The sequence below is a fragment of the Kaistia terrae genome, from assembly GCF_026344005.1.
Classification (GTDB): Bacteria; Pseudomonadota; Alphaproteobacteria; order Rhizobiales; family Kaistiaceae; genus Kaistia; species Kaistia terrae.
Window position 1 is genome coordinate 148,747 of sequence record NZ_JAPKNH010000008.1, and the last position, 17,141, is coordinate 165,887.

16 protein-coding genes and 1 other RNA gene are annotated in these 17,141 nt (G+C 64.4%); 7 read left to right on the plus strand and 10 right to left on the minus strand.

The window, feature by feature from the left end:
• Window positions 1–238 precede the first annotated feature (238 nt).
• From OSH12_RS20420 to OSH12_RS20435, 4 genes are all read left to right on the plus strand, one after another.
• Complete coding sequence (locus OSH12_RS20420; RefSeq protein WP_266345464.1) at window positions 239–2,356, plus strand: TonB-dependent receptor domain-containing protein; 2,118 nt, start codon at window positions 239–241, stop codon at window positions 2,354–2,356.
• A gap of 214 nt (window positions 2,357–2,570) precedes the next feature.
• On the plus strand, window positions 2,571–3,422 hold the full coding sequence (gene dapD / locus OSH12_RS20425; RefSeq protein ID WP_266345465.1) for a 2,3,4,5-tetrahydropyridine-2,6-dicarboxylate N-succinyltransferase: 852 nt from the start codon (window positions 2,571–2,573) through the stop codon (window positions 3,420–3,422).
• A gap of 115 nt (window positions 3,423–3,537) precedes the next feature.
• Window positions 3,538–4,692 (plus strand): succinyl-diaminopimelate desuccinylase, encoded by a 1,155-nt coding sequence (dapE, locus tag OSH12_RS20430; RefSeq protein WP_266345466.1) that lies wholly within the window; start codon window positions 3,538–3,540, stop codon window positions 4,690–4,692.
• A 13-nt stretch (window positions 4,693–4,705) separates the two neighbouring features.
• Window positions 4,706–5,290 (plus strand): hypothetical protein, encoded by a 585-nt coding sequence (locus OSH12_RS20435; RefSeq protein WP_266345467.1) that lies wholly within the window; start codon window positions 4,706–4,708, stop codon window positions 5,288–5,290.
• Here the strand turns inward: OSH12_RS20435 and truA are convergent.
• From truA to def, 3 genes are read right to left on the minus strand one after another with little or no spacing between them, the layout of a single operon-like run.
• The gene (gene truA, locus OSH12_RS20440; protein WP_266345468.1) at window positions 5,243–6,028 is read right to left on the minus strand and encodes a tRNA pseudouridine(38-40) synthase TruA; all 786 of its coding nucleotides are present in this window, start codon (window positions 6,026–6,028) and stop codon (window positions 5,243–5,245) included. The genes OSH12_RS20435 and truA overlap by 48 nt on opposite strands.
• A 3-nt stretch (window positions 6,029–6,031) precedes the next feature.
• On the minus strand, window positions 6,032–6,964 hold the full coding sequence (gene fmt, locus OSH12_RS20445; protein WP_266345469.1) for a methionyl-tRNA formyltransferase: 933 nt from the start codon (window positions 6,962–6,964) through the stop codon (window positions 6,032–6,034).
• 7 nt (window positions 6,965–6,971) lie between these two features.
• On the minus strand, window positions 6,972–7,526 hold the full coding sequence (def, locus tag OSH12_RS20450; protein WP_266345470.1) for a peptide deformylase: 555 nt from the start codon (window positions 7,524–7,526) through the stop codon (window positions 6,972–6,974).
• A gap of 140 nt (window positions 7,527–7,666) precedes the next feature.
• Between def and OSH12_RS20455 the strand changes: the two genes are divergently transcribed.
• Entirely contained in the window at window positions 7,667–8,839 is a 1,173-nt protein-coding gene (locus OSH12_RS20455; RefSeq protein WP_323180700.1) for a DNA recombination protein RmuC, read from the plus strand.
• A gap of 204 nt (window positions 8,840–9,043) precedes the next feature.
• On the opposite strand, the gene OSH12_RS20460 is transcribed toward OSH12_RS20455, so the two are convergent.
• The 5 genes from OSH12_RS20460 to ffs all read right to left on the minus strand — a co-directional run bounded on the left by OSH12_RS20460 (window position 9,044) and on the right by ffs (window position 12,824).
• Entirely contained in the window at window positions 9,044–9,658 is a 615-nt protein-coding gene (locus OSH12_RS20460; RefSeq protein ID WP_266345471.1) for a DUF924 family protein, read from the minus strand.
• Between the two features lie 81 nt (window positions 9,659–9,739).
• Entirely contained in the window at window positions 9,740–10,345 is a 606-nt protein-coding gene (recR, locus tag OSH12_RS20465) for a recombination mediator RecR (RefSeq protein WP_266345472.1), read from the minus strand.
• Between the two features lie 65 nt (window positions 10,346–10,410).
• A complete protein-coding gene (locus OSH12_RS20470; protein WP_266345473.1) occupies window positions 10,411–10,734 on the minus strand; it encodes a YbaB/EbfC family nucleoid-associated protein in 324 nt (107 codons plus the stop codon).
• A 39-nt stretch (window positions 10,735–10,773) separates the two neighbouring features.
• On the minus strand, window positions 10,774–12,597 hold the full coding sequence (locus tag OSH12_RS20475) for a DNA polymerase III subunit gamma/tau (RefSeq protein ID WP_266345474.1): 1,824 nt from the start codon (window positions 12,595–12,597) through the stop codon (window positions 10,774–10,776).
• A 130-nt stretch (window positions 12,598–12,727) separates the two neighbouring features.
• Window positions 12,728–12,824, minus strand: an RNA gene (gene ffs / locus OSH12_RS20480) — signal recognition particle sRNA small type.
• Between the two features lie 147 nt (window positions 12,825–12,971).
• On the opposite strand from ffs, the gene nudC reads away from it, so the two are divergent.
• The gene (gene nudC, locus OSH12_RS20485; protein WP_266345475.1) at window positions 12,972–13,937 is read left to right on the plus strand and encodes an NAD(+) diphosphatase; all 966 of its coding nucleotides are present in this window, start codon (window positions 12,972–12,974) and stop codon (window positions 13,935–13,937) included.
• 392 nt (window positions 13,938–14,329) lie between these two features.
• Here the strand turns inward: nudC and OSH12_RS20490 are convergent, their stop codons facing one another.
• Both OSH12_RS20490 and OSH12_RS20495 read right to left on the minus strand, forming a co-directional pair.
• Complete coding sequence (locus OSH12_RS20490) at window positions 14,330–15,181, minus strand: prephenate dehydratase (protein WP_266345476.1); 852 nt, start codon at window positions 15,179–15,181, stop codon at window positions 14,330–14,332.
• Window positions 15,182–15,277: 96 nt separating this feature from the next.
• Window positions 15,278–16,030: a 3-deoxy-manno-octulosonate cytidylyltransferase gene (locus tag OSH12_RS20495; protein ID WP_266345477.1), complete on the minus strand. Its 753-nt coding sequence runs from the start codon at window positions 16,028–16,030 to the stop codon at window positions 15,278–15,280.
• A 186-nt stretch (window positions 16,031–16,216) separates the two neighbouring features.
• Here OSH12_RS20495 and OSH12_RS20500 point away from each other — a divergent pair, with 186 nt between their 5' ends.
• Window positions 16,217–17,014: a c-type cytochrome gene (locus OSH12_RS20500; protein WP_266345478.1), complete on the plus strand. Its 798-nt coding sequence runs from the start codon at window positions 16,217–16,219 to the stop codon at window positions 17,012–17,014.
• Window positions 17,015–17,141: the final 127 nt, after the last annotated feature.

Here is a 17,141-nt window from a genome sequence, read left to right on the forward strand (position 1 = left end):
ACTAATAATACTTACAATATACCACCCAACCTTTGAACAATAATAGATCATAATTCCGTCAATTCGTTGACTCGCGTCAGCCGTCGCCATAATCAGCGCCACACCTGCCAGCAGCCAGCGACTTTAGATTGAAAAGCCAGCAACTGGTCTCCCCTATTTACTGATGGAGGCTATTTTGCACCCTCACGCTGTGAGTGTGGCACACCTTTTGTTGTCCACGACAATCCTCGCGACATCTTTGACGTTACTCCCTGGCACCGTTGCCTATGCACAGAGCGCGTCAGCAACGACGACGGCTGCCGAACCGGAGGACACCAAGGAAGCTGCTGCCAGGAAGAAGCGCGAATCCCAGGGCCAGACTGTGCTGGAGCCGATCACCGTGACGGCCGGATCGGTGATGGATGCACCCTACATGACACCAGGCGGCGTCAGCGTCGTCGACGGCGATGTCGTGCAGGAAAAGTTCGGCGGCGACGCAAACGCCATCATCCGCTCAATCCCCGGCACATTTACGCGCATCACCTCGAGCCAGCCGGGTGTCGCGGTCAACATCCGCGGCTTCGAGTCGGACGGCCGCGTCAAGACGATGATCGACGGCGTGCCGCAGACCTTCCGCAACACTGCCGGCCACGGCTCGTCCGGTGGCGAACTGCTCTACATGGACACCATCCTGCTGGCCGGCATCGGCGTCGAGCGCGGCGCGGTCAACGGCGCCAATGGCATGGGCGCGCTGGCAGGCGCGGTGAACTTCCGCACCCTCGACTTCGAGGACGTCGTCCTGGATGGCCAAAACGTCGGCGTCATGACCCGGCTCAAGACCGGCAGCAACGGCTTCGGCTTCTCGAGCATGATCGCCGGCGGCGCCCGCGCCTCCCTGCCGGATTTCGGCACTGCCAGCATCATGGGCGCGCTGTCCTACAGCGAGCATGAAAACTACCGGCGCGGCGACAACGGCGTCATGAACACGCCCGACGCCAGCAACTCGCCCACCTCCGGCCTCGTCAAGCTGCACTATCAGCCGAATGACGAGCATGATCTGAAGCTCGGCGGCCGCTGGTACGACAACGCCTTCATCGTCTCCGGCTATGACTGGGGTGTGAAGAACGCCACCTACACGGCCAACTACCACTACGATCCGGACAGCAACTGGATCGACCTGAAGATCAACGCCTTCTACAACAAGACCGACATGGTCTACGACCCGACGTTCGGCGGTTCCTATCGCTTTCGCGAGACCGAAGCGGTCGGCCTCGGCTTCGATATCGCCAATACCAGCCGATTCAACCTGACCGACACGATCGGGCTGAACTGGACCTATGGCGGCGCCTATACGTCGGACGACTACACCGTCAACCAGTACCGCGGCGCCAACCCGCCGGGAACCATGGAGAAGGCGCGCGCCTTCACCGATGTCGGCCTGAACTGGGGCATGTTCGAGCTGAACGGCGGGCTGAACTACGACTATTGGACGCTGTCCGGCCACCAGAGCCCGTGCACGGCAGGCGTCGGCTTCTGCCCGGACACCGGCGGCAATGTCGACGTCTCGCGCGACGGTAATTCGCTGAACCCGAAGATCACCTTGTCCGCGAAGCCGTTCGACTGGCTGCAGCCCTATGTCACCTATGCCCACACTTATCGCCCGCCATCGGCGCGCGAGGCGCTCTGGGCCCTGGTGCCGATCGGCGCCGGCGTCGGCGGCGGCCAGTACTCCAACTTCTATCTGGAGCCCGAGACCAGCAAGGGCTGGGAAGTCGGCGCCAACGTGCTGAAGAACGACCTGCTGCTGGAGAACGACGCGCTTCGCTTGAAGGTCAACTATTTCGACATGGCGATCGAAAATTACATCGTCAACGACCTGCTGACGCTGCCAGGCGATCCCTACCAGCGGGCGATCTGGGTCAATGTTCCGGGGACGACGCACTCGCGCGGCGTCGAGATCGAGGGCGGATACGACGCCGGCTTCGCCTATGTGAACCTCGGAATGACCTTCTCCGACATGAACCAGCCGGTTGGCTGGGGCGCCGGCATCGGCAATGGCGACAGCACCTTCCTGCCGGAGGACTATTCGACCGTCGATATCGGCATCCGCTTGTTCGACAAGGCGCTGACCATCGGCGGCAAGATGAACCGTGTCAGCGGCAGCCGCTTTGCCACCGGCTTCGGCGATACGGGCGAGAAGGACGGCTACACGCTCTACGACCTCTACGCCTCCTACAAGGCGAGCGAGCGTGCGACCGCCTTCGTCAATGTCGAGAACCTGACCGACGTCGCCTATAGCCCTGCCGTGTCCGGCGACTCGACCGACCAGAATGGTCGCGGCCGGACGATCGTCGGCGGCGTAACGCTGCAGTTTTGACCGAACGTCCCTGCCGGTCGCCCCTGCCGGCAGGGACCGCTTCTCGACCAACTCCTTCTTCCTCACGCCCAGAGCCCTCTATCGGCCACCCGGCGCGCGAAAACAGCCGCCTCCACGCCTTGCGCGTTGACTTCCCCCGATTGCCCGATATCGTCCGGCCCGAACCGTTCCGGCCGCGCACGCGCCGGAAGATGCTCGTTGCCAAGGAAGAACGATGACCACGCACGACCTCGCCGCCCTGAAGTCCACCGTCGAAGCCGCCTTCGAGGATCGCGCGAGCATCAGCCCCGCGACGCAGGGCGCCATCCGCTCGACGGTCGAGACCACGCTCGGCCTGCTCGATCTCGGCCAGGTTCGCGTCGCGGAAAAGATCGATGGCGATTGGGTCATCAATGACTGGTTGAAGAAGGCTGTGCTGCTCTCCTTCCGCCTGAACGACATGGCGCCGGTCCCCGGCGCGCCGAACAACTCGACCTGGTGGGACAAGGTGCCGACCAAGTTTGAAGGCTGGGGCCCGGACGAGTTCACCAAGGCTGGCTTCCGCGCCGTACCGGGCTCCGTCGTCCGTCGCTCGGCCTATATCGCCCCGAACGTCATCCTGATGCCGTCCTTCGTCAATCTCGGCGCCTACGTCGATTCCGGCACCATGGTCGACACCTGGGCCTCCGTCGGCTCCTGCGCCCAGATCGGCAAGAACGTCCATCTTTCCGGCGGCGCCGGCATTGGCGGCGTGCTTGAGCCTCTGCAGGCCAGCCCGACCATCATCGAAGACAATTGCTTCATCGGCGCCCGTTCCGAAGTCGTCGAGGGCGTCATCGTCGGCGAAGGCTCCGTCATTTCGATGGGCGTGTTCATCAGCGCTTCGACCAAGATCATCGACCGCGAGACGGGCGAGATCCATATCGGCCGCGTACCGCCCTACTCCGTTGTCGTCTCCGGCTCGCTGCCCGGCAAGAACCTGCCAAACGGCCAGCCCGGCCCGTCGCTCTATTGCGCCGTAATCGTCAAGAAGGTCGACGCCAAGACCCGCTCGAAGACCAGCGTCAACGAGCTGCTTCGCGACTAGTTTATTTCGCCGTTTCACCAAACGATGAAATGAACTAGCTCCCTGTTGGTTGGCGTTCTCTTCACGCGAACCAACACCCGCTTCGCTCGACACCGCTCCAGCAGGACCCAATGCCATGGCCAGCGACCCCATTCGCATCCTGCAAGACCTCATCCGCTGCCCGTCGGTGACGCCGGCTGAAGGCGGGGCGCTCGCCTATCTGGACAGCGTCCTGACCGAAGCCGGATTCACCGTCGATCGGCCGGTGTTTTCCGAGGCCGGCACGCCGGACGTCGAAAACCTGTTCGCCAGCATCGGCAGCGGCGCGCCGCACTTCGTCTTTGCCGGCCACACCGACGTGGTGCCGCCCGGCGACGAAGCGCATTGGCAGCATGGCCCGTTCTCCGGCGACATCGTGGACGGCATTCTGTATGGCCGCGGCGCGGTCGATATGAAGGGCGGCATCGCTGCTTTCGCGGCGGCGGCGCTCGATTTCCTCGCCGAGGACAGGTTGCAGCAGGGAACGATCTCGCTGCTGATCACCGGCGACGAGGAAGGTCCTTCGATCAACGGCACGGTCAAGCTGCTCGACTGGGCGGCCAAGCGCGGCCATCGTTTTGACGCGGCGATCGTCGGCGAACCGACCAACCCGCAGGCGCTCGGCGATGCCATCAAGGTCGGACGGCGCGGTAGCCTCTCCGGAACGATCACCGTACAGGGTCGTCAGGGCCATGTTGCCTATCCGCATCTGGCGATAAACCCGATCCCGCAACTGATGAAGCTGATCCGCCGGCTGACTGCGGAAGCGCTCGATCACGGCAATGAACGTTTTGATGCCTCGAATCTCGAATTCGTCGGGCTCACCGTCGACAACACGGCATGGAATGTCATCCCGGCCGAGGCCAGCGCCCGCTTCAACATCCGCTTCAACGACGAGTGGAACCGCGACACGCTGGAAGCCTGGCTGCTGAACCGGCTCCAGGACGCGGCCGGCAACGAGATCGTCTTCGAACTCGATCTGGTGCCGACCGGCAGCGCGTCGTTCCTGACTCATTCGGAGAAGCTGATCGGCACGCTGTCGGACGCGGTCGAAGAGACGACCGGCCGCCGCCCGGCGCTTTCGACCAGTGGCGGCACATCGGATGCCCGCTTCATCAAGGATTATTGTCCCGTGGTCGAGTTCGGACTGGTCGGCCAGACCATGCACCAGATCGACGAGCGGGTGGCGGTTGCCGATCTCGTGGCGCTCACGGCAATCTATCGCGGCTTTCTCGACCAGTATTTTGCGTGACGGCGGCAGCCCGATGATCAGCCCATCCGCCTCCAGCGCGCTGATCGGCGCGCTCGAGTTCTTTCTCGGCCGGCGCGACGGGCTGCGGCGTTTCGATTTCAGCGTCGACGGTTTCTGGCGCTCGTTCGGCGCGATCCTCTACATGCTGCCCTTCTTTGCGATCAGCATCGCCGTCGAGCATCGGCTGCGCCCCGAAGACGTCACCATCGCCGGACCGACCGACGGGATGTTCATCGTGTCGCGCGGCCTCGACCTCCTGCTCGACTGGACCGCCATGCCGGTTCTGCTGGCGATTTTCGCCAAGCGGCTCGGCATCGCGCGCAGTTACGCGTCCTATATCGTCGTGCGGAACTGGGCATCGGTCATCATGGCGGCGCCGCAGGCGCTGATCGCGCTGCTGGCGGGGCTCGGCGTGGTGCCGATCGAGTTCGCCGCCATCGTCTCGCTGGCCGTGATCGGCGTCATGCTGCGTTATCACTACCAGATTGTCGGCGCGACGCTCGGCGGCCCGGTCGCCTTCCGGATCGGCCTGGTAGGCGCTGACCTGGCGCTAAGCCTCATCCTCAGCGGCATCTTCAGCAAGCTGTTCGGTGCCTGAGGCATAGTCCACGCGGACCAGATAGAGACCACCTGCCGGGGCCACCGGGCCACAGGCTTTGCGGTCGCGTGCTTCCAGCACTTCGGCGACACGGCCGACGGGCCAACTGCCCTCGCCCACCTTTTTCAGCGTGCCGACCATCGACCGCACCTGATTGTGCAGGAACGAGCGCGACGAGACCTCGAACAGGATCTGGTCGCCCTCACGCCGGACGTCCAGCTTGTCCAGCGTCTTCATCGGGCTCAGGGCCTGACAATCCGTCGAGCGAAACGTCGTGAAGTCGTTCCAGCCAAGCAGCGAGTTGGCGGCTTCCTGCATCGCGTCAATGTCGAGATGCTTTCGCACATCCCAGACCCGGTTGATCTCGAGCGCCGCCGGTGCGCGTCGGTCGATGACGCGGTAGACATAGTGCCGCTTCACCGCCGAATAGCGCGCATCAAAACTGTCGTCGACCGGCTCGGCTTCAAGGATCGCGATCGGCGCAGGACGCAGCTGAGCGTTCATGGCGTCACGAATCCGGCGACCGGTCCACTCGCCGGAGAGATCGAAATGGCCGACCTGCCCCGTCGCATGCACGCCGGAATCGGTGCGCCCGGCGCCAAAGGTCAGCACATCCTCGCCGGTAAACCGCTTGATGGCGGCTTCCAGTGCCTGCTGCACGGAGGGGGCGTTTTTCTGACGCTGCCAGCCCGCATAGGGCGTGCCGTCATATTCGATCAGGATTTTGTAACGAGGCATCGGCTAGCCGATGAGAGCACCGGCTTCGACCGATGCTCCGCGCAAGAAATCAGTAGCCCGCAACGGCTTGCCGCCGGCGCGCTGCACCTCGACCAGCCGGACAGCGCCTTCGCCACAGGCAATGGTCAGTTGCTCGTCCAGCACCGCCCCAGGCGCACCAGAACCGGTTGCCAGCGTCGAGCGCAGCACTTTTACGCGTTCGACCTTGTCGCCAAAGGTCATTTCGCACCAGGCGCCCGGGAACGGCGACAGGCCTCGGATGTGATTGTGAACATCCGTGGCAGGCTTCGACCAGTCGATCCGGGCCTCGGCCTTGTCGATCTTCGAGGCGTAGGTGACACCCTCTTCCGCCTGCGGCACGGCATCGAGGCTGCCGCGCAAGGCGGCGGCGAGCGCCCGAACCATCAAATCCGCGCCGAGCCGGGCGAGCTTGTCGTGCAGATCGCCTGTGGTGATGTCGGGCGCAATGGCAATCTTCTCGGCCATGGCGACGGGGCCGGTATCGAGACCTGCCTCCATGCGCATGACCATGACGCCGGTCTCGGCATCGCCGGCCATGATGGCGCGGTGGATCGGCGCGGCGCCGCGCCAGCGCGGCAGCAGCGAGGCATGCAGGTTGAGGCAACCTTCGCGCGGCGCGTCGAGGATCGCCTGCGGGAGGATCAGGCCATAGGCGACGACAACAGCGACATCGGCGTCGAGCGAGGCAAAGGCCTCCTGCTCGTCGGCGCCCTTCAGCGATTTCGGCGTGAAGACGGGGATGCCGAAGCGCTCCGCCGTCTCGTGCACCGGCGACTTGCGCTCGGCCATGCCACGACCGGCCGGGCGCGGCGGCTGCGAATAGACGGCGACGACCTCGTGTCCCTGGCCGATGATCTCGACCAGCGTGGGCACGGAGAAGTCGGGCGTGCCCATGAAGACGACGCGGAGGCTCATATCCGCCTCACATCTCTTCAGGCGTATGCGACTTGAATTCCGGCCGGATGCCCGTCTTGGCAGCCTTGACGAATTTCTTGATCACCATGTCGCGCTTCAGGCGGGACAAATAATCGATGAACAGCTTGCCATCGAGATGGTCGACTTCATGCTGCACGCAGGTAGCGAGGATGTCGTCGGCCTCGATTTCCTGCAGCTTGCCGTCGCGATCGAGATAGCGCAGGCGCACGGAAGCGGGGCGCTCGACCTCGGCATAATAATCCGGGATCGACAGGCAACCCTCTTCATAGACCGAACGGTCGTCGGAGCTCGTCACGATTTCCGGATTGATCAGGAACAGCGGCGCGGGCTTGCTGCCCTCCTCGCGGCCGGAGACGTCGATGGTGACGATGCGGCGCGGCACGCCGACCTGGATCGCGGCGAGGCCGATGCCCGGCGCCTCGTACATCGTCTCCAGCATGTCGTCCATGAAGCGCAGCAATTCGTCGTCGATGCGCTCGACCGGCTCGCTGACGAGCCTCAGCTTCGCGTCCGGCAGTGTGATGATGTCGAGTAGGGCCATGAAAACCTCAGATTAAGCCGTTTCAGATAAGAGATGCAGCCGGGTCGGTCAACGAGGAATGATGGGGCACGGGCGTATCGATTGCGCCCATGTTCTTGTTTTGATCTCGTCTTGGCACGCGAATCTGCTATGAAGGGGCCATGCAGGATGTCCTCTTCTCCGTCGGCGATCGGCCGATCACCGTCGCCATGCTGGTGCTGGCAGCCGCCGCCCTTGGCGTCGCGCTGCTCTTCTTCGTGCTGATCGTGGTCTGGCGCGGCATGAGCCGGCGCGACGCGGCGGAGGCGGAACAGGCGATGCTGGGCGGCGAATTCGAACGCCGGATCGGCGAACTGGTGCGCATCCAGAGCGAGATGACCGGCCGGATGCAGACCATGGCGGAGGTTTTTGGTTCGCGGCAATCGGAGCTGCTGCACGGGCTGTCAAACCGCATGGACGGGCTTGGCCACCGCATCGGCCAGACCATGGTCGAATCGACCCGCAACACCCATGAAAACCTCACGAAACTGAATGAACGCCTCGCCGTCATCGACACGGCGCAGCGCAACATCACCGAGCTTTCGAGCCAGGTGGTCGGGCTGCAGCACATCCTCGCCAACAAGCAGACGCGCGGCGCCTTCGGCCAGGCGCGGATGGAGGCGATCGTCCAGGACGGCCTGCCGATGGGCGGCTACCAGTTCCAGGCGACGCTTTCGAACGGCAACCGACCGGATTGCGTCGTCGCCTTCCCGAATGGCGCGGCCGGGCTGGTCGTCGACGCCAAGTTCCCGCTCGAAGCCTGGAACGCGATCCGCGCCGCCGAGGGGCCTGAGCTGACGCGCGCCGCCGAGACACAGTTCCGCCGCGATGTTACCAAGCACCTGAAGGACATCGCCGAGCGCTATCTGATCCCCGGCGAGACTCAGGACACGGCCTTCATGTTCGTGCCGTCCGAATCGATCTTCGCCGACATCCACGAGCGCTTCGAGGATCTGATCCAGGGCGCACACCGGTTGCGCATCGTCATCGTCTCGCCGTCGCTGCTGATGCTGTCGATCCAGGTCATTCAGTCCGTGCTGAAGGATGCCGGCATGCGCGAGCAGGCGCATCTGATCCAGGGCGAGGTGATGAAGCTGATGGAGGATGTCGGCCGGGTGAACGACCGCGTCCTCAAGCTGAAGACGCATTTCGACCTGGCGTCCAGGGATATCGACGACATCCTGATCTCGACCCGCAAGCTCAGCGCGCGCGGCGCGAAGATCGAGGCGCTGGAATTCGGCGACGAAGGTTCGCCCGCCTATGACCGCCAGCCGGATCTCTTGGCCGGGGAGTAGGTCATATCTGGCTGGTGGTGAACCTGATTGTCGAGTTCAGTCCCTCACCTCTCCCTGAGGGAGAGGTCGGAGCGAAGCTCCGGGTGAGGGTTTAGGAAACCATCCGGTGAGGCCGTAAACCCTCACCCGCCGGCCTTTGGCCGTCGACCTCTCCCTCAGGGAGAGGTGAGGTATGTCCCCCGTTCGAGTGTGACACAGCTTCCTTTAGTACCCGCGCCCGTCCTTCAAAAACTCAATCTCTTCCGGCGTCGAGGCGCGGCCGAGATCGGCGTTGCGGTGCGGGAAGCGGCCGAAGCGGCGGATCAGGTCGCGATGCTTCTCGGCGTAGTCGACGAACGAGCGATAGGTCTCCTTCTCGGCCTCCGGCACCTCGGCCAGAAGGGCCTCGAACAGCTCGACCGAAAGATCCTGGTCCACCAGTTCCTCGCTGTGCTCGAACGACAGATAGAGGAAGACGCGCTCGATCGGCGTGAACCGCGCGACCCCGCCGGCGATCAGCCGCCGCACCGCCGCCCGGGCGCGTGCGTCATAGGCATAGGCGCGGCCATCCTCGCGAAACAGGTTGCGCGGAAACTGGTCGAGGAACAGCACGAAGCCGATCCCGGCCGCCGGCGGCAGCGTCTCGAACGGCCAATCCGTCTCGGCGACGGCATCGAGATGATCGCCAAATCGCACGCGGCAAGCGTCGTCGGTGGCGTCGCGGCGCGAAAACCAGACCTTCACCCGCTCGGCCGGCGCATCGACGCCGGCAACCAGTTCCTCGAACCAGAAGCGGTGGGCTTCCAGCAGAATGGCGACGTCGGGTATTTCGGACGGCATGCTCGTTCCCCCGTGATGACAAGTGGCTATCCCGCCCCCTCTACGGCAGCGGGCGAGAAAACTTCCGTGAAAGCGGCCGCCTTAGAAAGGCGTGCGGGCGCGGATGGCGGCGGCGAGCGTGCCCTCGTCGAGATAATCGAGTTCGCCGCCGACCGGAACGCCATGCGCAAGTCGCGAGACCTTGACCGGTGTCCCGGTCAGGCGGTCGGTGATGACGTGCGCGGTCGTCTGGCCGTCGACGGTGGCGTTGACCGCTAGAATCACTTCCAACACCTCGCCCGTCGAACACCGTCCGACCAGCGATTCAATGTTGAGATCCTCCGGCCCGACGCCGTCGAGCGGCGAGAGCGTGCCGCCGAGCACATGGTAGCGCGCCTTCATGGCGCCGGCCCGCTCCAGCGCCCAGAGATCCGACACATCCTCGACGACGATGATCGTCTTCGAGTCGCGTGTCGGATCGGTGCAGAGCGTGCAGGGATCTGCCGTATCGATGTTGCCGCAGACAGAGCAGGTCAGGATACGCTCGGCCGCGACGGTCATCGCGCCCGCCAACGGCACCAAGAGCTGGTCCTTCTTCTTGACCAGCGCCAGCGCCGCGCGCCGGGCCGAACGCGGCCCAAGACCGGGCAGTCTCGCCAAAAGCTGGATCAGGCGTTCGATCTCGGGACCGGCAGTGCTGCGCGACATTTTTCTACTTGGCTATGCGGAACGAAAAGGACGAAAGCCGATGCATTCGCCCCTTCTCCGTCAGACTAGAACGGCAGCTTGAGACCAGCCGGCAGGCCGAGGCCGCCCGTCAGGGCTTCCATTTTCTCAGCCATGGTGCGCTCGGCCTTGGCGCGCGCATCGGCATGGGCGGCAATGATCAGGTCCTCGAGGATCTCGACGTCTTCCGGCTTCAACAGCGACGGATCGATGGTCAGCTTGCGCAGGTCGCCCTTGGCGGTCATCACAACCGTGACGAGGCCGGCGCCGGCCGAACCTTCAACCTCGATGTTGGCAACTTCGGCCTGCATGTCCTGCATCTTGGATTGCAGTTCCTTGGCCTTGCTCATCATGCCGAGAATGTCGCGCATGCGGGTTCTCCTGGTTCGAATGGATGGAAGTTCGACGGATCAATCGTCGTCGGGATCGGGCGCTTCGTCCGGATTGTCGACCGGAACGGCCGGCGACGGCAGGCCCTCGGGCTCTTCGGCGCCGCGGATCTGGATATCGACGATCTTGGCGCCCGGAAAGCGCGACAGCACGGCGGCGACCAGCGGATCAGCGGCGGCGTCCGAGCGCGCCTTGTCCTTGGCGAAGGCACGCGCCTCAGCGATCGTCGGCTCGGTCGCACCACGGCCCAGCGCCACCACCCAGCGGTCGCCGGTCCAGTCGGTCAGCTTGCGGCCGAGATCCTGCGCCAGCGTGCGCGGCGCATCCGGCGTCGGCTCGAATTCCAGCAGGCCGGCCTCGAAGCGGATCGGCTTGACCTGCTGTTCGAGCGCCAGCTTCAACGGGATGTCGCGCTTCAGCCCGACATAGGCGACGAGATCCTCGAAGCGCTGGAAGCGGATCGCCGGCTCGGCCTTCGCCTGCGGCGCGCCCATCGGCTGCGCCATGGTAGCAGCCGGCATTGGCGACGTGTTGGTGATGGTGCGCATCTGGCCGACCGGGCCACCGTTCGAACCGCCTGACGATTGCGGCGCGGAAGACGGTTGATGCGAAATCTGCGGCGCAGCGCCGCCCGGCGAAGCGGCCGAGAACCCCCCACTTTTCAACAGGCGCAGCGCCTCGTCCGGCGTCGGCAGGTCGGCGGCATGAGCAATGCGAATGAGAACCATGTCGGCGGCGGCCAGGGGCCGGCTCGAGCTTGACACTTCCTCGATGCCCTTCAAGAGCATCTGCCAGGCGCGCGCCAAAACGCGGAGCGAAACGACTTCGGCCAAGGCCCGACCGCGAACCCGTTCTTCCTGCGGCAGAGCGGCGTCCTCGCCGCTATCCGGCACGACCTTGAAGCGCGTCACAGCATGGGTAAAGGCAGCCAGATCCTGCAGCACGACGGCCGGATCTGCGCCAATGTCATATTGTTCCTTGAGCAGCGCCAGCGCTTCCGCGATGCGGCCGCCCATCAAAGCCTCGAACAGGTCGATGATACGGGCGCGGTCGGCGAGGCCGAGCATGCCCCGCACGTCCTCGGGCGAGATCGCGCCGGCACCATGGGCAATCGCCTGATCGAGCAGCGACAGCGAATCACGCGCCGAACCTTCGGCGGCGCGGGCGATCATAGCCAGCGCGTCGTCGCCGATCTCGACCTGCTCCTTCTCGGTTATCGAGCGCAGCAGGCCGATCAGCCGATCCGATTCGATCCGACGCAGGTCAAAGCGCTGGCAGCGCGACAGGACGGTAACGGGAACCTTGCGGATTTCGGTCGTAGCGAAGATGAACTTCACATGCTCGGGCGGCTCTTCGAGCGTCTTCAGCAGGCCGTTGAAGGCAGCACCGGACAGCATGTGCACTTCGTCGAGGATGTAGACCTTGTAGCGCGCCGTGACCGGCTTGTAGCGCACGGCCTCGATGATCTCGCGGATGTTGTCGATGCCGTTATTGGAAGCCGCATCCATCTCGAGCACGTCGACATGGCGGCCTTCCATGATCTCGGCGCAATGGACGCCAAGGGTCGGCATGTCGATGGTCGGGCGGTCGACCTGGCCGGGAATGGAATAGTTCAGGCCACGGGCGAGAATGCGGGCCGTCGTCGTCTTGCCGACACCGCGAACGCCCGTGAGCATGTAGGCCTGCGCGATGCGGCCGGTCTCGAAGGCGTTCTTGAGGGTGCGAACCATCGGCTCCTGGCCGACGAGATCGTCAAAGCTGCGGGGCCGGTATTTGCGCGCAAGCACGCGGTAGGCGCCGTTCGCGCCGTCCTTCGGGTTGCTGGAAAGATCACCGCCGTCCATGCGTCGCCCGCTACCGTCCTGTTGTCCAAGCCCATTTCGCGCTGCCCTCGCGGGCATGCTTTCCCGACCTTAGCACACCCCGAAGGGCGCGCCGTCTGATCATCGAGATGACGCGATGGCTGGGAAAAAGGTAGGAGGCTGGCACGCGACCCGTGCCGTGGCTCGTTGGGGCTGCTTCCTTCCGGACCTGACCCGATTGGCGAGTGGCTCGTCCACCACCAACCTCCCGCGGAGACATATCGTCGTTCCCGATCGAAATGGCAAGCCCGAAGCTTGATCGGGGCTATCGCGGATAAGGGGTCTGTGGCGTAATCACCAGATTCATGGGCGAGTCCAAGCTCGTCGACCACCGATCCCGCACATCAAGCAGCACCATGACCCGCAATTTCTTTGATCGCTTGCCGCCTGTCGAGCCCAGCACGACTGTCGGTTTTTCCGGCAATTCGCTCGACCGCCGCAGCGAGGGGCGCAACGAATCGACCTATGCCGCTGCCCTCGCCGATCCGAACCTGCGCGTCTTCCTGCTGCGCGGCGATGAAGCAATGATGCGCGCCGGCGGGACTTCGGAAAGCCTTTTTAGCCTCAAGGAGGCCAAGGCGCTCGGCGCCCTGATGGACGACGCGATCCTGCTCGGTTGGGAAGGATCTTCGCCCCGCATCGCCGCGATCGTCGGCAACGAAACCTCGTTCGACGTTGACGCCTTCCACGCCGTGCCGCTGCGCACGCTGGCGACCGCCGCCTATTCCGGCGGCATCCTGTCGGATACGGTCGAGCCCGGCACGCTCGGCGCGCTGGCACAGGCGCGCGCGCTGCTGCACTGGCATGCCGTGAACCGGCATTGCGGCCGGTGCGGCACGCGCTCGACGATGGCGCAGGGCGGCTATCGCCGCGATTGCCCGAATTGCGGCCTGCAGAAATTCCCGCGCACCGATCCGGTTGCCATCATGCTGGCGGTCGATGGCGACCGCTGCCTGATGGGCCGGCAGGCGCGATTCGCGCCCGGCACCTATTCCTGCCTGGCCGGCTTCGTCGAACCGGGCGAGACGATCGAAGACGCTGTCCGCCGCGAGATCCAGGAGGAAGCGGGCATCAAGATCGGCCGCGTCGCGTATCACGCCAGCCAGCCCTGGCCGTTCCCGATGTCGCTGATGATCGGCTGCATCGCCGAGGCGATTTCGACCGACATCGTGCCGGACACCGAAGAACTGGAAGATTGTCGCTGGTTCTCGCGCGACGAGACGCGGGCGATGCTGGACGAAGACCATACGGACGGCCTTTCGACGCCCCCGCGCATGGCCATTGCCCACACGCTGATTCGCGCCTGGGTCGAAGCGGGCTGAACGGACGGAAGGTCCCTCACCCCACCTTCTCCCGCAAGCGGGCGAGGGCTTTTTTGGCGGGCGTTCTTACGCTTCAGGGCGATCGACCGGCTCCCCCATCATCCTGAGGTGCTTCGCGTGAGCGAAGCCTCGAAGGAGGATCCAGCGGGCACTCCGACTTGTAGATGAAGTCGGGAAAATCCCCCGTGGTCTCCGTCAGGGGCGTTTCCTGGACCCTCCTTCGAGGCCCGGCTGCGCCGGGCACCTCAGGATGATGATCGAGGACTCCCTCAAAATAGTCGGCCAGCGTCGCGCAAACCTCTCCCTCAGGGAGAGGTGAAGAAAGCTCCCTCGCCGGCTTGCGGGAGAGGGTTGGGTTGAGGGCCTGAGGCCCGCCTCAGAATGAGGCAGCCCTAGTCGTGCGGCTCAACGACATCGGCGCGGAACGGGGCCGCCGCGTAGACGCCGAGAATGCGCAACTCCGCCGAGAAAAAGGCGAGCTCTTCCAGCGCGCGCGCCAAAGCCGGGTCCTTCGGATGGCCCTCGACATCGACATAGAAGCGCGTCGCCGAGAAGCGGCCGTCCAGCTGGTAGCTCTCCAGCTTCGTCATGTTGATGCCATTCGTCGCGAAACCACCCAATGCCTTGTAGAGCGCGGCCGGAATGTTGCGGACGCGGAAGACGAAGGTGGTGATCACCGGACTGCCGTCATGGGCGGCAGGTGCCGGTTCGCGCGAAAGAATGACGAAGCGCGTCGTATTGTGTTCCGCGTCCTCGACATTCTCGGCCAGGATATCGAGGCCATAGATCTCTGCGGCGAATCGCGGCGCAAGCGCAGCGCGCGTCAAATCGCTGGTCTCGGAAATGATACGGGCAGCACCCGCCGTGTCGCCGGCGACGACAGCGCGATATCCATGCTCGCGCAGGATGCGGCGGCACTGGCCCAGCGCATGGACATGGCTTTCGACGGTCTTGATCGTCTCCAGCGTCGCGCCCTTGAGCGCCATCAACTGGAAGCGAATCGGCAAGAAGTACTCGCCGATGATGTGCAGGCCCGAATCCGGCAGCAGATGATGGATATCTGCGACGCGACCGGCGAGCGAGTTCTCGATCGGGATCATGGCGAGATCGACTTCGCCGCGCGTGATCGCCTGGAAGCAATCCTCGAAGGTGGCGGCTGGTATGGCCTCATAGTCGGGATAGACGTCGGCACAGGCGATGTGGGAATTGGCGCCAGGCTCGCCCTGGAACACGATCTTCTTCATGGGATTGAGACTTCTGTTCAAGATTGCTGGCGACTCGAGCGTTTTCGAGCGAAGTGGGTTCCGGTTCGCGTGAAGAAAACGCGACCAGACAAGGAGCTAGCGGCCGTGGGGAGCGGCAAGCAGGCTGCGCGCCCTTTCGAGATCGGCGGGAGTATCGACACCGAGCGGCACGGCGTCAACGAGGGCGACGTCGATGCGCATCCCCGCCTCCAGCGCCCGCAATTGCTCCAGCTTCTCGCGCTTTTCCAGCGCGGACGGCGGCAACGCGACATAGCGGTCGAGCGCGGCGCGGCGATAGGCGTAGAGGCCGATATGATGGAGTAACGGCCCGTCACCCCAGGGCGCGGTGGCGCGCGTGAAATAGAGGGCGCGCAGACGATTCGCAGAAAGCGGCGAACCGACGATCTTCACGACATTCTCGTTGGTGCGATCTTCGTCGCGATCGATCAGCGCCGCGATGGTGGCGATATCGACGGCCGGATCGGCGAGCGGTGCGAAGCAGGCGGCGATCGAAGCCGGCTCAATCGTCGGCAAATCGCCCTGGACGTTGACGATGACATCATAGTGCCGTGCCGAATCGACGATACCCGCCGCCTCGTGAATACGGGCCGAGCCATTCTCGTGATCGGTGCGGGTGATCACCGCCTCGCCGCCGGCAACACGAACGGCGGCGGCGATATCGTGATCGTCGGTGGCGACGACAACCGGCCCGATTTGCGCCTCAAAGGCCCGGCGCCAGACGTGAACGATCATCGGAACGCCGTGAATATCGGCCAAAGGCTTGCCCGGCAGCCGCGTCGCAGCCATGCGAGCGGGGATAAGCACCAGGGCCTCGGAGGCGGAACGCATTGGGTTTTCCTCGATTTTTGCCCGATGACAGGCATGCGGGTGTCAAAACGTCTCAATCTGGAAGCGTTCATACGTATTGCACCCAACACTGGAAAGCTTGTAGTTTCCGCGCCATATGCGGGGGACATGGCGCCAAGGGGGCTGCCGGCCCCTATAGCCTTTTCGAAGCGTCTGGGGCCAAGACCGATGGATTCTTTCGAGCTCAACAAGATCGTCGGTGCGATCCTGTTTACGCTTCTGGTGGTGATGTCTCTGAGCATCTTCTCGGGAGTGATCTATTCGCCGGCGATTCCGGCCAAGCCGGGTTTCATCATCGAGGTCGCTGAACAGACTTCCGAGGGTGGTCCGGCTGCGGCCGTTGTGCAGGACCCGCCGATTGCGACACTGCTCGCCAGCGCCAATGTCGACGCCGGCGCGGCTGTCGCCAAGAAGTGCGCGGCCTGCCACAACTTCGTTGAGGGCGCCGGCTCCAAGGTCGGCCCGGATCTCTACAATATCGTCGATCGCGGCATCGGTTCCGTCGACGGCTTCAAATACTCCGCCCCAATGCAGACGGCACACGGCGAAGGCAAGAAGTGGACCTATGAGCACCTCTACCACTTCCTGAAGAGCCCGAAGGCCGACATGCCCGGCACGGCGATGGGTTTTGCTGGCCTGCCGAAGACCGAGGATCGCGCCAATCTGATCGCATATCTGCGCTCGCTGTCGCATGATCCGGTTCCGCTGCCGACCCCTGAAGCCGCTGCTCCGGCAGAAGCAGCGCCGGCCGCCGCCGAAGCACCGGCCGCTCCGGCGACGGATGCCGCTCCGGCTGCTCCCGCAGCACCGGCAGCCGAGCCTGCTCCTGCAGCACCGGCTGCGGAGCCTGCTCCGGCAACGCCTGCACCGGCGGCACCTGCCGATGCTGCGCCTGCAGCCCCGGCCGCGCCCGCGGCTCCGGCTCCGGCTCCGGCAACCCCGGCCGATCAGCCTGCCGCGCACTAGGCGACACGCATTCCTGCGACAAATTGCAAAAGGCCGGAGATCACTCTCCGGCCTTTTTCTATTGCGATGACGATTCAGTCGATCACGCAGGAGTTGCCCTTCGCGCGATCCGCCTTAGTAATGAGTG